Here is a 15,971-nt window from a genome sequence, read left to right on the forward strand (position 1 = left end):
ATTCAAATTATAAAACGTTTCGTGACAATAAGCGGATCTTGATTGGGGAAAGTTACACATGATGGGTAAAAGCATTAACAGTTATAAAAAATCTACACTGGCAAGTGCGATCAATATTGCAATGATTGGTGCCTCTATTTTCGCTTTATCGGCTTGTTCAAAAACAACAGCCAACAAAGATGTTCCAACATCAACAGACACCAGTTCAGCAGTGACTCAAGTGCAAATAGCACCAGGCGCGCCGGGTGCTGCCCCTACATGGGCTTTTTCTGGTAAGACAGGTATCGGTACATCTTATGAGCCGTACATTGACGGTCAGTATCAAGGAACAGCTGAGAACCCTGTCAGTAAAGTGTGGTTTTCACTCGCACAAGGGATCTTAACCGAAACCATGTATGGCATGATCCACAATGCACAACTAAAAGAAATGCAATTTATCATCACTGGTGAAGGGTTTGTCGATACAGAAAAAGATGACACGATCAGCACCATCGAATACCTACATCACGATGAACAAGGTCGCCCACTTTCATTAGCATACAAAGTCATTAATAAAGCAAAAAATGGTCAATATCAGATAGAAAAACATTTTTTCACTGATCCAAACCGTGACAGTATGATGATGAAGGTTATTTTTACCGCTTTTGCTGATGGAATAACCCCGCATTTATACGCCAACCCGCATGTAGATAATAGCGGTGCTAACGATATTGCGAGTATTGAAGAACAAGCACTTGTTGCTTACACCAATGCTAAAGACTCATCTGTGATGACGATTAAATCCGATGTAGCCTTTACAAAAGCTTCAGCAGGTTTTGTTGGTCAGTCAGACGGCTTAGTAGATTTGGCAGATAATGGCGTACTGGACAACATCTATCAATCTACCAGTAAAGCATCAGAAACTGTCGGTAACGTTGCGTTAACTGCTCAGTACAAGACGCTCAACAAAGCCACTGGTGAAAACACCTTAGAAATGAATGTGGCTATTGGTTTTGGTGCAGACAAAGCCCAAAGCTTAGCTAATGTTGAAGCCACGCTTTCTGCAGGTTACGACAAAGTATTAAGTGCTTATTTAGGTGATGATAAACACCTTGGCTGGAAAGACTACTTAACTGGTTTACCCGCACTTAATGCCATGAGCAGCAATACTACTGATGATGGCAAATTACTTTATACCAGTGCGTTAGTGCTAAAAGCGCAAGAAGATAAAACCCATGCCGGAGCATTAATTGCTTCGCTATCAAACCCATGGGGTGACTCAGTCTCAGCTAAAGTCGGTAGTACAGGCTATAAAGCAGTTTGGCCACGTGACTTTTATCAATGTGCAATGGCCTTTCTTGCTATGGGCGATCTTGAAACGCCAAAAGTGGCTTTTGAATACTTGAAAAAAGTGCAAGTTAGTCAGCAAACGCCTGAATATGTTGGCACGCCTGGTTGGTTCTTACAAAAAACGCATGTTGACGGTCAAATTGAATGGGTGGGCGTGCAGTTAGACCAAACGGCTATGCCAATTATGTTGGGGTGGAAGTTATGGCAAGCTGGTGTATTAACTGATGCAGAAATCACTCAGTGGTACCAAGACATGTTAAAACCCGCTGCAGACTTTTTAGTCACTGGCGGTAAAGTTAAATTAGACTGGAACGATACTGAAATAACCCCGCCAAGTACCCAACAAGAGCGCTGGGAAGAACAAGCGGGATTCTCACCTTCGACAACTGCAGCAGTCATTGCAGGATTAGTGGCAGCCAGTGATATTGCCCAACTAGTTAACGATGAAAAAGCAGGTGAATATCTAACGTTAGCCAAAGAACTAGAAGCAAGCCTTGAAACCACTATGGTAACTAACAATGGCGAACTTGCCAAAGAAGGTAAACCTTACTATGTGCGTATCAGTCCAAACGGAAACCCAAATAATGCTGATAAATTACTGGATAATAATGGTAAGCCAGGGTTAGATCAGCGCCAGATTCTAGACGGCGGTTTTCTTGAATTAGTTCGTTACGGTGTTAAGGATGCTACAGATGGTATCATTCAGAACAGCGTCTTGCTGATTGACGACACAACTCTTGAGCATAATCTACGTGTTAAATATGAATTTACTGCCAAAGATGGCAGCAAAATTCCGGGTTACCGTCGATATGGTAATGATGGTTATGGCGAAGATATCACAACTGGTTTCAGCTATGCTGAGCAAGGTAATACCGCCGATCAACGAGGCAGAGTATGGCCATTCTTTACCGGTGAACGTGGTCATTATGAGTTGGCACTTGCCAAATCGACCGGTAGTTTAACGCCAGAAGTCCACCAGCAATTAATTAATACCTACGTTCAAGGTATGGAAACATTTGCTAATGAAGGCTTAATGTTGCCAGAACAAGCTTGGGATGGTGTTGGTAATCCAACTCGTTATAACTACGCGATGGGTCAAGGCACTAACTCAGCAACACCACTTGCGTGGACACATGCTGAATACGTTAAGTTAGTACGCTCGATGACTGATAAAGCAGTATGGGATTTCTATCCTGTTGTTGCGGATAAACTGGCTGAATAACTTGTAGATTTAGATAGTTGGCTTGCTTTTAAAGCATATTTTTAACTATCGCTTCAAGAGTGAGTTATTGAATTCAGAAAATTAACAATCTTCTGTTCAACACCTACAAATAGAAAAATGCCACTCAATGAGTGGCATTTTTATTTTGGAGTTTGCTAAAACAAACCTAGCGAATGCCTAAGCGTTTTGTCGTTTATTGTCCTTGCTTTAGTTTAGTAAATAACGAAAATATCGATACGGCAATGGCACCGGCAATCAAACCAAAAATCGCATTGAGAATTCTTGGAGTTATAAATGCCAGTACATAGCCCACATATTCGACTTCAGCAATCCATAGCGCTGTTTGTGTAATTAAACCGCTAACTTGATGAATACCATGTGTCAGAATACCTCCACCTACCATGAACATTGCTATCGTGCCAACAATTGTTAGTCCTTTCATTAAGTACGGTGCAGAGGTTAATAGACCAAAACCAAGCTTTTGCCAAAAAGCAACTAAGGCCCCTTTGCCTTGTCGTTTTGTTAAGTACAACCCTAAATCATCAATCTTAACAATGCCTGCTACTAATCCATAAACGCCAACAGTCATAATAATCGCAATGACACTTAAGGTTAAAAACTGACTTAACAAACTGCTTTGAGCCACAACACCCAAGCTAATCGCAATAATCTCTGCTGATAATACAAAATCAGTTCTAATTGCCCCCTTCACTTTTGTCTTTTCAAAAGCCGCAATATCTTCTACTGATTTTTCAATAACAGCCTGCTCTGACAAGTCAGTTTGCCTATCTTTACGATGAACATACCAATGATGGACTTTTTCAAATCCTTCAAAGCATAAAAATAACCCACCAAACATGAGTAGCGGTGTTATTGCCCAAGGAATAAAAGCACTGATTAATAAAGCAGCTGGAACAAGAATTAATTTATTGAGAAAAGAGCCCTTAGCAACTGCCCACACAACAGGTAATTCACGTTCAGAGGCAACACCTGACACTTGCTGAGCATTTAGCGCTAAATCGTCTCCCAACACACCTGCAGTTTTTCTGGCAGCTACTTTACTCATAGCAGCAACATCATCCAAAATTGCAGCAATGTCATCCAATAACATTAATAAACTTGCGCCAGCCATATCTCGTCCTTGTTTGTCGTCAATGTTTTCGTTTTGACTAATCGGGTTGCGATTAATGATGTTAATCGTATTTTTAAGATTAAAACCTAAGTTTAATATTGCTTAACGATAGCTCAAGTCGACGTTTTACTTTCGACAAAGCGATTAAAAAGCGTATTGCCAGACTAATCCCAGTGTATCGAAATCATTCCCTATGCGTGTGATCACGCCCGTACTGGCATAAAGCTTCATACTATGATGTTGATTAAAGGCAAGTGAATACGTCAAACCAAAACGAGAATTGTCCTCAGCATCATCAGCGTCAATTCCATTTTTGCTGGTTTCTCCGCCAACAAAGTAATTTCCGCTCAATGACACCCATTGCCCTGGTCCAATACTGTATATGACATGAGCTTGAAACGTGTATTGTGCTTGTTTCTCAAGTGACACTTGATTGTAAAACTCATCATTATCACTATAAATTCGAATTGACGTCATGGCATCGTAATACCAATTACCCACTCGGTACGACATCCCTATTCCTGGTCTAAATACCCATTGATTGGCACCAGCGTTGATCAGTTTATCTTCATCATAGGTTCCTAAAGGCAAGCTAAGTTGCAAACTTGAGCCAACAACTAATCCATCTTTAGATTTAGCAAAATCTTTCCGTTGTAATGCTTGTGCACCATAAAAGTTCCAAGTCAGACGCATTTTAGGATCGCCATAACCACATCTGTCAGCTTCAACAATGTCGTTTTGATAATTCGCTGAGCCTGCCATACAAATGCGAGATAAGGACATATCAAATTTTGATGAACTACCCGCTAGCGCAAATGAGTGCGCATAACCAAGCACAGCAGCATCTAACGTTAAATGTGCATCTTTGAGTGGAACTGAAGGTGATGGCGATAAGACCCCTTCTGAGTGCAGATAGCCCAGGGCTAGAAAATGCATGTCGATAGGAATATTGGTATAACTGCGAGGTTCAAGATCTTGGCTATACACTTGGGTATGCCAAAACAGCGCTGTAATGCCTAACAAACTTATTTTGCTAAACTTTGTGAGCAAAGTGAATGCACATCGATTAAATCGGGTTAATTCCTTCATAAATTACAAAGCATTTTCCATAATGACAGATATAAAACAGACTTACACAAGAAACAAAGACTTAAGTGATAGTCATTAACGTGGCAAATGTCACAAAACAAAATGCGGCACTGATTACCGCACTTTGAATAACATAACGTGGCTATCATAAGGTGGCTAACATAAACCAAAGTCATTATTTGTTACGACTTATCAACGCCACCGCACGACTGCCTAACCACTAAATTAGTCGGAATTAACTGTGGTCCAACGTCCTTACCACGAATTAATTTCAAAAGACTTTCAACTAAAATTTCACCTGCCAGTTTAGTATTTTGTTTGACCGTAGTGAGCGCAGGGTTTGCAAAACTTGCAACCGGAATGTCATCATAACCAACAACGGCAATGTCTTCTGGTACATTAACACCACGCTGTTTAAGTGCTCTTATTGCACCAATGGCGATTAAATCACTGGCAGCAAAGATTGAATCGAATTGATGCCCGCTATCTAATAATTTCATTGCAGCATCAAAACCTGAGCTTTCAGTGCTAATAGCATCAAATTGACATTTTTTATTGAGTTTAATACCCGCTTTTTTTAGCGCTTCGGCATGACCTAAATAACGGTCTCGAAACTCAGGGCTATGCTCTGATGCATCCCCTAAAAAGGCAATATTCTTTAAGTTTAATGAGAGGATGTGCTCTGTGGCGATAACACCGCCTTGGTGATTATCACAACCGATGGACAGCACTTCTTTGTTATTATGTTCTGCCCCCCAAATAATAAAGTGGGTATTTTGTTCTAATAACTTTTGCAGCTTATGTTCATAGTCTACGTAGTCTCCGTAACCTAATAAAATAATCCCATCAGCTTTATTACTGTCTTCGTAATCTGCATGCCAATCACTCGAAAGCTGTTGAAATGAAACGAGTAAGTCATACCCTTGCTGTGCAGTTGCACGGGTAATTGAACCAAGCATAGATAAAAAGAAAGGATTAATTAACGACTCATCGTTTGTAGGATCTTCACAAATTAACAGCGCTAAAGTATGGCTATTTTGGGTACGAAGATTACTGGCGTTTTTATCGACTTTGTAATTTAACTCTTTGGCAATAGCTTGAATGCGTTGCCGCGTTTCCAAGTTTACAAGTGGACTATTTCTCAACGCTCTAGAAACAGTAGATTGAGATACGCCAGCACGGTATGCGATATCAATTGAGGTAGCTTTAGATGTCATTTTGCATCAGGCCTTTTTATAGTTATTTTAGATACTCACGTATTGTTTATACCTAAAATAACGCTTCTTTTCACCGTTTAATTTCTTTTATAATCCTAACTCACTCAGTAAGTCGTCAGCATCATCAGCAACCACGACTGCAGGGTCTTTTTTCGCAGTTGATTTATCAGCTTCACCTTGTGTATTTCTGTGGGCTTCAATTAATGAGTCTGGGTCAAATTCTTCATCTAATTCAAACTCTTTTAATTTAATGAATTCAGTTTTATCCATCGCAAATTCTAAGTAAAAGATATGATTATCTGCCGTTTTGAACGACACTCTTCTTGATACTGCTTCATCTAAATTAGTATCAATCGATATGGTTAACTCTTTATTAATGGTCAACATTTTCGGTTGACTTTGACTGATAGATGTTTGTAATTCTTTAGACACAGTTTTAATGAAATTACCTAATATTTGATTCATTAACTCTCCCATGACATTACCAACGTCATCAGAGGTGTGTGAGAAAGCAAGCTCTGACTCTGGCATCCCCATATTTATCATGTATCGACGGTATATTTCTATTGCAGCTTCTTTGGAAAAGTTAATCACCACTAAACCAGAAAACCCGCCATCAAAAATTGAAAAACACCCTAAATCAGGCTTTAAACATGTACGTGTAATGTTTTGCACCATACCGGCATGGGTAACTTGACTGTCGCTAGTGCTTGAAAGAACGTGGGAAACCGAGTGACATAATTTGAGTAAAATATCATCTGTTGTAACAACTTGAACTGAATCCATAACAATGTATACCTAGTTTTTACTTTTCCCTCATTCTGAGGCTTAACGAGTAATAAATCAAAGACTAAACATCTCATTATCAAAAATAAACAATCAAGCTAACAAGCGTTACACTAACAAGCTGATATTGCGTATATTCTTTGCCGTTTATTTGTGGGCCAACTCTACTCAACATATGTATCTTTTTGTAAAAACCTTTCAATAGATCACATATCAACTATTAAACAGTTCTTTCTGGAACTGTTTCTGTCTATATTTGCGCAATACATTGAACTTACTCTCTTTAAGGACGAACATGATCGCTTTCCTCAGACAGTTAACTATCTTAAAGCGCCTGATCATAATGCTCGCCCTGGCAGCAATAGGAACCGTTTGCTTTGCCAGCTTTTCAATTAACGAACAATACAATAATTTAATTGCACAGAAGCAAGTTCAAATTGCTGCGCAAGTTAGCACCGCTACCTCAATGCTTAGCGCGCTATCAGCTGATTTGCCCCAATCTGCTGACCAACAGCAACAACAAGACATTCTTAATATTATCTCTCAACTGCGTTATGGCTCTAATGACGCTTATATTGTTATCAATGATCAAAATGTCATTATTAGCTTTCCTGAAAGTCCAAACCTAGAAGGCCGCTCTTTTGAGCAATATATTGCCGCTGATGGCAGTAAACCGTTTGCGCAACTTACCAGACAAGCTAAATCGACAACGACAAGTCACGTTGAATATAAAGATAATATTGCATCAACATCTGGCGTTGAAACTATTCTCGCAGGCGCCCAGTTCTACCCAGAATGGGGCTGGACAATTATTGCCCATGCCAGTGCGACCGACGTCATGGATAGCATGGGAAGTGTTGTTATCAATTATCTGATTATTATGATGTTGATTTCTATTCCTATCTTTACTTTCTTCTTATTGCTGAATGTATCGATTACCTCCCCGATTAATGCAGCAATTGCAGCAATGGAGAATATTGCTAAAGGTGAAGGCGATTTGTCACAGCGACTTGATAACAGTGGTAAAGATGAAGTGGCTAAAATGGCCGATGCGTTCAATGACTTTGTGATCAAAATTTCAGACATGGTGTCGGATTTAAAACCACTTGGCCGTGATCTAGATAATGATGCACAACATTTATTAGTGGCTGTAGAAGAGTCGAATCAAAGCTCTGAGTTGATCCATAGTGAAACTCAAAGTGTTGCTACTGCGGTTAATGAAATGTTAGCGACTACCCATGATATGGCGCAAAACACCTATCAAGCCGCTGATGGTGCTAACAATGTTAAACAGCAAGCCGAGCAATCACACGCATTTATGCAGCAGACTGTGCATGAAACAGATCAGTTAGTAAATGAGTTGAAAAACGCAGAAAGCGCCACCCATGACCTAGGCAAGTCTTCTGTAGAAATTAGTACAATACTAGATACCATTGGTGGTATTGCAGATCAAACCAACTTATTAGCACTAAATGCAGCAATTGAAGCCGCACGAGCAGGTGAATATGGCCGAGGTTTTGCTGTCGTTGCTGACGAAGTAAGAGCGTTAGCAACACGTACCCAAGCATCTACCAATGAAATTAATAAAATCATTACTGATATTCATAACGGCGTTGAGTCTGTTATCAAAAGTAATACTGAAACCCAGGAACAATCGATTCAATTGCAATCTAAGGCGTTACAGTCACAAGATGCCATGACAGAGATACTCGCCGTTATTGCTAATATCAGTGACATGAATACTCAGCTTGCCAGTGCCACAGAAGAGCAATCTCAAGTCACTGAAGAAATAAACCGTAACATTACCCGAATTTCTGAATTGACCGAAATAGCTGTAAAAACCAATGAAACAAACTCTGAAGCAGCGCAATCATTACAAACGATTAGCCAAACTGTTACTGAGACACTAGGTCAATTTAAAACCAGCTAATGTAATGACAGCTAAAGCCTAATGTATTAGTAATAAATAAGTCACCTTTCTATACCAGCAAGCGCCATCTTGTGGCGTTAATGCTGGTATATCTCTTAGTCGCTCTCCTAAATGACCTCGTAAAATTCATCTTCAAATAAGCCTTAACACGTAAAGTCTCTGTCAGCCTAAAAAGCTTTGCGGTATCATGCTTCGCAAGCCCATTATTAAGAGTTACCTGTTGATGTACGAAAAGACTGTTACCATTATTGCCCCTCACGGAATTCACACACGACCTGCTGCATTATTAGTCAAAGCAGCAAAAAACTTTGACTGTGACGTCATTGTCGAATGTAATGGAAAACAAGCAAGCGCCAAAAGTCTATTTAAATTGCAAACTCTTGGCTTATATCAAGGCCAATCGGTTAAGGTATTTGCTGAAGGAGAACAGGCAGAAAAAGCGGTAGAAACCGTGTCTGAATTGCTAATTACACTCAGTTAACAGGATAGTTTATGGCTTTAACAGGAATCGTAGTGTCACCAGGAATTGCTTTTGGACAAGCAGTTCATATCAATTTGCATCATCAACATGTTGATTACCGATTACTGCCTGTTGCATCAATTAAAAGTGAATGTGACAAAGCCATTAAAGCCATAGACTTTTTGGCAAAACACCTCAAGCATTGTCAAGTTAACCTTGATACTGAAAGCGACCATTTTCATCTAATTGATGCTGATATCATGCTATTAGAAGATGAAGATTTAGCTGATGAACTCACCCAATATATTACTCGATTTCGTTTCTCTGCCGTTGTCTCCATTGAACGGATTTTTGCGCAACATGCTGAAGAGCTAGCCAAGCTAGACGACCCTTATCTCGCTAACCGTAGTAATGATGTTATTTGTTTAGGTAAGCGATTAATGTCTGCCGTCAATGGTACGCTTCAATGGGATGTATCAAAACTCACTGATAATAGTATTTTGTTGGCTGAGGATATAACTCCTGCAGAATTTGCAACCATTCCGCTTAACAAAATAAAAGGCATTGTGCTTAAAACTGGCGGGCTCACTAGCCACACCGCTATTTTGGCCAAAGCTGCTGGGATACCTGCGTTATTAAGTTGTCAATTCGATGACTATGACATTCAAGATGGTGCCCCGCTAATTTTAGACGCCTTTAGTGGTGAATTGCATGTTAATCCCGTTGCTGAAACACAGCAGCAACTAGAGCAAAAAGCCACCGCAGAAAAAGAACGCCGAGAAGCACTTTTACATTATGTTGATAAACCCAGCGTCACCCGTGACGGCCATCCTGTCTGTTTGCTTGCCAACGTAAGTAGCATGAGTGATTTCACTCAGATAGAGCGCAGCGGCGCTGCTGGCGTTGGGTTATTTAGGACTGAGTTTTTACTTATGCAAGTCGACTCAGTTCCGGATGAAAAACAGCAGTTCAAACAATACTGCGATGCATTACATAGCTTAAATGGCAAGGTCCTTACCATACGTACCTTTGATATCGGAGCGGACAAAGAAATCCCTTGCCTTACTCAACAATATGAAGATAACCCGGCATTAGGCGTGCGTGGTATTCGGTATAGCTTACAACACCAACACCTTTTTACGACTCAAATTAAAGCAGTACTTCGCGCAGCGAATCATGGACGTATCCGATTACTATTCCCAATGGTTAATCAAATTGAAGAGTTGGAGTTCGCGCTAGAATTAATTGATTGGTGCAAACAACAGTTAATTGAAGAAGAAAAAGGCTTTGGTGATCTTAATATCGGCATCATGGTTGAAACACCAGCAGCAGTGTTAAATTTACCGCATCTACTGCCACGACTTGATTTTGTTAGTATCGGTAGTAATGACTTAACCCAATATACTCTAGCAGCTGATCGCGGTAATCCTGTGCTAGTTAATGATTATCCGCCAGTTTCTCCAGCAATGATAAAGTTCATAAAAATGGCTGTAGACACCTGTAAAATACACCAAACAAAAGTGTGCCTTTGCGGCGAATTAGCCAGCGACACGAAATTAATTAGTTTACTCGTCGGTCTAGGAATTGATGAGCTCAGTGTTAATACTGCCAGTTTATTGGATGTAAAAGCGACCATTTGCAATGGTCAATACCAACAGTTTTATCAGCAAGCCCAACAAGCATTAGGGTTTAGCCATATTGAACAACTTAATCAATTATTCAGCTAATTTGACTAATTTACTTGAAAACAATAATTATTGTTTATAAAAAAATCAGACAGCACTAGAATAAAACCATAATAACATTACAAAAAGAGGCTATATCTCATGGGATTTTTAAGCCGTATTCGCCGACTTATATCTGGGCAGCCGACCTTAACTGGCGGCATTGAAATTTTTGCGCCTGTTTCTGGCGACCTAGTAGACATTGAAAAAGTACCCGACGTAGTATTCGCTGAAAAGATTGTCGGTGATGGATTAGCAATTAACCCAACAGGCGAGCTAATTCTAGCCCCTATTGATGGCACCATTGGCAAAATTTTTGAAACTAATCATGCTTTCAGTATTGAGTCCCCTCAGGGGCTCGAATTATTTGTTCATTTTGGTGTCGGCACAGTAGAGCTTAGAGGCAATGGCTTTAAGCGACTCGCTGAAGAAGGACAACAAGTTAAAGTTGGCGATCCAATTTTACAATTCGATTTAGACTACTTAACCGATCAAGTAGAGAGTCTACTTACCCCAGTTGTGCTTGCCAACATGGAAGATATTCAATACTTAGTGAAAGCTCAAGGTCCTGTAACAGCCGGTAAAAGTGTCATTTTTACCGTTGAGCTTTAAATTCGATTTACATTGTAGATATGGGTAATAGCTAAAAACAGGCTTGCTTTAACCCATCATTGAACAGAGCGCAGTGCAATATTCAGCTATAGATGAAAAGCAATAACTGCAGTGCGTAACAATAACTTAATTCAAGGAATACATTACCCCATGAGCAACAGTGTTATTTATGGTATTAAAAACTGCGATACAGTGCGTAAAGCACGTAAATGGCTAGAAGCAGAAAATCAGCCATTCACCTTCCATGACTTTCGCGAAGATGGCATCACAGCTGATATTATCAACCAGTGGTTTGAGTTAAGTGATTGGGAGCTACTGTTTAATAAACGTAGCACGAGTTTTCGAAATTTAACCGATGATCAAAAAGCTGATATTGATCAGAAAAAGGCGCTCGAGCTGATGCTGGAGTTTCCAACGCTAATTAAACGTCCTGTATTAATAACAAATAATAAAATATTAATCGGTTTCAAAGCTGCAGACTATCAAGCGTGGTTTAACTAATGACCCAGGACGTACTTGAGCTCACTAAAGATTTACTCGCACGCCCGTCAGTAACCCCACTTGATGAAGGCTGTCAAACTTTGATGGCTGATAGGTTATCTGCTGTTGGTTTCAACATTGAATCAATGGTATTTGAAGACACCACCAACATGTGGGCAAGAAAAGGCACTAAAAGCCCCGTTTTTTGTTTTGCTGGACACACTGATGTTGTTCCCACAGGCGATTTAAACAAATGGCACACCCCGCCATTTGAACCAACTGTCATCGATGATTATGTTCATGGTCGCGGCGCAGCCGATATGAAAGGATCATTAGCAGCTATGGTTATTGCTACAGAACGCTTTGTGGCAAAACACCCAGATCATAATGGCTCCATAGCTTTTTTAATTACCAGCGACGAAGAAGGTCCATTTATTAATGGTACAACTCGTGTCATTGATACCCTTGAAGCTCGTAATGAAAAAATTACTTGGTCACTGGTTGGTGAGCCTTCATCGACTCATAAGTTAGGTGATGTGGTTAAAAACGGTCGTCGTGGTAGTTTAACCGGTAATTTAACGGTGAAAGGGATTCAAGGACACGTTGCCTACCCTCACCTTGCTGATAACCCTATTCATAAAGCCTCACCAGCACTTGCTGAACTCGCGCAAATGCATTGGGATAACGGCAATGAATTTTTCCCACCAACCAGTTTCCAAATAGCAAATATTAACGGTGGTACTGGCGCATCTAATGTTATCCCTGGTGACTTACAGGTGATGTTTAACTTCAGATACTCAACTGAAGTCACAGCCGATGAATTAATCAAACGTGTACTAAACATACTTGATGCCCATGGGCTCGATTATGATATTGATTGGGTATTTAATGGTCTTCCTTTCCTTACTGGGGATGGCCCATTGCTGGACGCAACGAAAGACGCCATTTTTGAAGTCACAGGCTATGAAACCGACCCGCAAACTTCAGGTGGCACGTCTGATGGCCGATTCATCGCCCCCACTGGTGCTCAAGTTATTGAGTTAGGCCCGGTAAATGCGACAATTCATAAAGTGAATGAGTGTGTAAAAATCTCAGATCTTGAACTATTGGCCAAATGTTACGAGTCTATTCTGGAAAAGCTCCTTTGCTAACCTCTTCACTCAAAAGTATTGCTCATCCGGCTCTTTATGGGCTGGATGCTGAGCATCTTGTCTCTTTTGATCAATTTCTGCTAACTCAAAAAACAGCTGCAGCTTTTCAGCGGTTACAAAAGCATGCGGCAGATTCAGGTATTAATATTCAAATCTGCTCCGCCTATCGTGATTTTCATAGGCAAATGGCAATTTGGAATGCTAAAGCTCATGGTAAACGAGTACTACTCGATATTAATAACCAAGCTATTGATAGCAAATGTCTTTCAGAAAATGAACTCATAGATTGTATTTTAACCTGGTCAGCCTTGCCTGGTGCCTCCCGCCATCATTGGGGGACTGATATCGATATATTTGATGCCAACAATATCCAAAAAGCTGACTTAGCTTTGATTACGGATGAATATACGGGCAATGGACCATGTGCTCAGTTAGCCAGTTGGTTAACGCAACATGCCCATGAGTTTGGTTTCTACCTACCGTATCAACCTAATAAGAGTGGTGTTAGCCCAGAGCCTTGGCATTTAAGTTACTATCCAGAATCGTCGCAATTTATGTCACATTATCAGGTAGAATCTTTAAGACAGCTCTTGTCTCAATCAGAAATCGCTTTACAATCTGCGCTACTTAAAAGACTAGATAAACTTGTAGAAGAATATGTTTTTTACGTTGCGCAGCCGCCAAATCAATAACCATTGATAATGTTTATTGATTCCAGTAACGATAGCTGCCATGACCGTATTCAAATAATCAAACACTATCGCTAAAAACATCGAGAACCACATGACAAAGCCGCTACATTACTTAACTGCCACAATTGATGGCCAATCTATGTATTACTCAGATAGTGATAAACACAATACAGATTCACAACCTATTGTATTCATTCATGGCTTTTTAACAGACAGTAGTATGTGGCAAGCTCAAATCGATGCGCTTAAATCACAACATCGGTGTATCGCCATTGATTTATGGTCACATGGTCAATCAGATCCTATGCCTAAGGGAACAACATCACTGGTCACCATCGCTGAGCAATGTTTATCATTGTTATCATCACTTGGCCTTAACCAGTTCAGATTAGTTGCTAACGGTTCAGGTTGTGCAATTGCCGCAGAGATGGCATTGATATCGCCCACATCAGTTACAAAAATGGTGATGGCAAACGGTTTTATTGGTTTTGAGCCACAAGTTAACTGCATCAAATATCAGCAATGGATTGATCAAATCAGTCAACAACAATGCTGCTCTAAAGAGATGGCTGACCTTATTACAGAGCAGTATTTCGCTAATCTTGCAATTGAGAGCCATAACAATGAGGTGAATCATTCGGATAATAGCAATGATGCAAACACGAATAACTCATTAACTCCAGAAAGGTTTTCTCAAGCGCTTCAAAATCTCAGCCCAAATAACATTGCTGAGCTTGCATTGATGGCGCCACTTTTTTTATACAAGCGAGACACACTCGAGTTAGCGGAGCAATTAACTTTGCCTTGCCTCATTTTAGTTGGCGAGCAAAACAAGTTAAGAACAGTTTTAGAAGCTTACTTGATGCAGGATTGCATTACAGGAAGTACCTTAAAACAACTTACTGCAGCAGGTCACTTAGCAAATGTTGAACAGGCTGCCATGGTAAATCAACATTTGATCAATTTTTTCGAAAGCTAACCTAATGGTTAGTCTTGTACGCTAGTGCCTCACACTCGTCAATCAATGACAAATAGGCTTAAGAACTCAGCTGTAGTGGCTGAGTTCGCTATTTCTAAATCAGTATTCTCAATCTATTACGAATGGATAGACCAGCATAACAATAAATACTGATATACTCTAAAAATGATATTAATCAGACAGTTTACGAATCTGAATTAGCATACTTTTATTTATTAGGGTCTACCAAACACGATGAAATTACTTAAACCACTTTTTGATAATAACCGCCGCTGGGCCGAACGCATTAACGAAGAAGACCCTGAATTCTTTAAACAGCTAGCACAACAACAGAGCCCTGAATATTTGTGGATAGGTTGTTCTGATAGCCGTGTTCCATCAAATCAAATTATTGACCTAATGCCAGGCGAAGTCTTTGTTCATCGTAATATCGCTAACATGGTCATTCACACCGACTTAAACTGTTTGTCAGTTATTCAATATGCGGTTGAAGTACTAAAAGTCAAACATATCATGGTGGTAGGTCATTACGGTTGTGGTGGTGTTAAAGCATCAATGACTACTGAGCGCTTTGGTTTAATTGATAACTGGTTGGGACATTTAAAAGATATTTATCGTATTCACCGTAGCGATTTAGAGCAGCTTGATGATGAAAAACGATTCGACAGATTGTGCGAATTAAATGTGATGGAACAAGTCGCCAATGTAAGTAGCACCTCAATTGTTCAAGATGCATGGGATCGTGGTCAAGAACTGGCTATTCACGGCTGGATCTACGGCATTAATAATGGATTATTGACTGATTTAGATGTCACGGTATCAAGTGAGCATGCTGACAATAAAGCGTAATCACCAGTAATAATCAATCATACAGCAAACTTAACGTCCATTTACACATTTGCAATAATAGGTATATGGACTTGTTTGCCTCGTATTTAACCCTCTCATATCGCTAGATACTCAATAAACCCCTTCAAATTTGTCATCTTTAGCTATTATTGAACAACATCAATCTTTAATAACGCCGGTTAAATATTAATCGAAATAGAGAAGGTTTAGCTGTTTATGCATTCTTGGGCAAGTAAACTCACCTACTTCGCTCAGATAAGGTCATATTGTTAATGCATTTAGTTGCCTAACACAGTTATAATCTTCGGGTTTATTTAGC

14 protein-coding genes are annotated in these 15,971 nt (G+C 39.9%); 10 read left to right on the plus strand and 4 right to left on the minus strand.

Annotated features, from left to right (window positions below; genetic code table 11):
- Positions 1-58 precede the first annotated feature (58 nt).
- Positions 59-2,551, plus strand: a complete 2,493-nt coding sequence (locus tag AB4128_RS02965; protein WP_372036747.1) for a glycoside hydrolase family 15 protein — start codon at positions 59-61, stop codon at positions 2,549-2,551.
- Positions 2,552-2,744: 193 nt separating this feature from the next.
- On the opposite strand, the gene AB4128_RS02970 is transcribed toward AB4128_RS02965, so the two are convergent.
- From AB4128_RS02970 to AB4128_RS02985, 4 genes are all read right to left on the minus strand, one after another.
- Complete coding sequence (locus AB4128_RS02970) at positions 2,745-3,683, minus strand: DUF808 domain-containing protein (RefSeq protein ID WP_372036749.1); 939 nt, start codon at positions 3,681-3,683, stop codon at positions 2,745-2,747.
- A 144-nt stretch (positions 3,684-3,827) separates the two neighbouring features.
- The gene (locus AB4128_RS02975; protein ID WP_372036751.1) at positions 3,828-4,706 is read right to left on the minus strand and encodes a transporter; all 879 of its coding nucleotides are present in this window, start codon (positions 4,704-4,706) and stop codon (positions 3,828-3,830) included.
- 248 nt (positions 4,707-4,954) lie between these two features.
- Positions 4,955-5,989, minus strand: coding sequence for a LacI family DNA-binding transcriptional regulator (locus tag AB4128_RS02980; RefSeq protein WP_055026008.1), 1,035 nt, complete (start codon positions 5,987-5,989; stop codon positions 4,955-4,957).
- An 87-nt stretch (positions 5,990-6,076) separates the two neighbouring features.
- Positions 6,077-6,775 carry a DUF3334 family protein gene (locus tag AB4128_RS02985; RefSeq protein WP_372036753.1) on the minus strand — a complete coding sequence of 233 codons (699 nt, stop codon included), beginning with the start codon at positions 6,773-6,775 and terminating at the stop codon, positions 6,077-6,079.
- Between the two features lie 295 nt (positions 6,776-7,070).
- On the opposite strand from AB4128_RS02985, the gene AB4128_RS02990 reads away from it, so the two are divergent.
- The 9 genes from AB4128_RS02990 to can all read left to right on the plus strand — a co-directional run bounded on the left by AB4128_RS02990 (position 7,071) and on the right by can (position 15,652).
- Entirely contained in the window at positions 7,071-8,705 is a 1,635-nt protein-coding gene (locus tag AB4128_RS02990; RefSeq protein ID WP_372036755.1) for a methyl-accepting chemotaxis protein, read from the plus strand.
- Positions 8,706-8,928: 223 nt separating this feature from the next.
- On the plus strand, positions 8,929-9,186 hold the full coding sequence (locus AB4128_RS02995) for an HPr family phosphocarrier protein (protein WP_055026005.1): 258 nt from the start codon (positions 8,929-8,931) through the stop codon (positions 9,184-9,186).
- Between the two features lie 11 nt (positions 9,187-9,197).
- Complete coding sequence (ptsP, locus tag AB4128_RS03000; RefSeq protein WP_211028808.1) at positions 9,198-10,892, plus strand: phosphoenolpyruvate--protein phosphotransferase; 1,695 nt, start codon at positions 9,198-9,200, stop codon at positions 10,890-10,892.
- Positions 10,893-10,991: 99 nt separating this feature from the next.
- Positions 10,992-11,501, plus strand: a complete 510-nt coding sequence (gene crr, locus AB4128_RS03005) for a PTS glucose transporter subunit IIA (protein ID WP_065107979.1) — start codon at positions 10,992-10,994, stop codon at positions 11,499-11,501.
- A gap of 150 nt (positions 11,502-11,651) precedes the next feature.
- Positions 11,652-12,002, plus strand: a complete 351-nt coding sequence (locus AB4128_RS03010) for an ArsC family reductase (protein WP_055026002.1) — start codon at positions 11,652-11,654, stop codon at positions 12,000-12,002.
- On the plus strand, positions 12,002-13,132 hold the full coding sequence (dapE, locus tag AB4128_RS03015) for a succinyl-diaminopimelate desuccinylase (protein ID WP_055026001.1): 1,131 nt from the start codon (positions 12,002-12,004) through the stop codon (positions 13,130-13,132). The genes AB4128_RS03010 and dapE overlap by 1 nt, the downstream gene beginning before the upstream one ends.
- Positions 13,126-13,824 carry a M15 family metallopeptidase gene (locus tag AB4128_RS03020; protein ID WP_372036758.1) on the plus strand — a complete coding sequence of 233 codons (699 nt, stop codon included), beginning with the start codon at positions 13,126-13,128 and terminating at the stop codon, positions 13,822-13,824. Before dapE ends, AB4128_RS03020 begins: the two co-directional genes overlap by 7 nt.
- Positions 13,825-13,915: 91 nt before the next feature.
- A complete protein-coding gene (locus AB4128_RS03025) occupies positions 13,916-14,803 on the plus strand; it encodes an alpha/beta fold hydrolase (protein WP_372036759.1) in 888 nt (295 codons plus the stop codon).
- A gap of 234 nt (positions 14,804-15,037) precedes the next feature.
- A complete protein-coding gene (gene can / locus AB4128_RS03030) occupies positions 15,038-15,652 on the plus strand; it encodes a carbonate dehydratase (RefSeq protein ID WP_055025998.1) in 615 nt (204 codons plus the stop codon).
- Positions 15,653-15,971: the final 319 nt, after the last annotated feature.

Origin of the sequence: Shewanella sp. 10N.286.52.A9, assembly GCF_041468985.1 — a bacterium.
GTDB lineage: Bacteria > Pseudomonadota > Gammaproteobacteria > Enterobacterales > Shewanellaceae > Shewanella > Shewanella japonica.

Coding starts and splice junctions, on each gene's coding strand:
- AB4128_RS02965 (WP_372036747.1), top strand. CDS start 59: ATGATGGGTAAAAGCATTAACAGTTATAAAAAATCTACACTGGCAAGT.
- AB4128_RS02970 (WP_372036749.1), bottom strand. CDS start 3,683: ATGGCTGGCGCAAGTTTATTAATGTTATTGGATGACATTGCTGCAATT.
- AB4128_RS02980 (WP_055026008.1), bottom strand. CDS start 5,989: ATGACATCTAAAGCTACCTCAATTGATATCGCATACCGTGCTGGCGTA.
- AB4128_RS02985 (WP_372036753.1), bottom strand. CDS start 6,775: ATGGATTCAGTTCAAGTTGTTACAACAGATGATATTTTACTCAAATTA.
- AB4128_RS02990 (WP_372036755.1), top strand. CDS start 7,071: ATGATCGCTTTCCTCAGACAGTTAACTATCTTAAAGCGCCTGATCATA.
- AB4128_RS02995 (WP_055026005.1), top strand. CDS start 8,929: ATGTACGAAAAGACTGTTACCATTATTGCCCCTCACGGAATTCACACA.
- ptsP (WP_211028808.1), top strand. CDS start 9,198: ATGGCTTTAACAGGAATCGTAGTGTCACCAGGAATTGCTTTTGGACAA.
- crr (WP_065107979.1), top strand. CDS start 10,992: ATGGGATTTTTAAGCCGTATTCGCCGACTTATATCTGGGCAGCCGACC.
- AB4128_RS03010 (WP_055026002.1), top strand. CDS start 11,652: ATGAGCAACAGTGTTATTTATGGTATTAAAAACTGCGATACAGTGCGT.
- dapE (WP_055026001.1), top strand. CDS start 12,002: ATGACCCAGGACGTACTTGAGCTCACTAAAGATTTACTCGCACGCCCG.
- AB4128_RS03025 (WP_372036759.1), top strand. CDS start 13,916: ATGACAAAGCCGCTACATTACTTAACTGCCACAATTGATGGCCAATCT.
- can (WP_055025998.1), top strand. CDS start 15,038: ATGAAATTACTTAAACCACTTTTTGATAATAACCGCCGCTGGGCCGAA.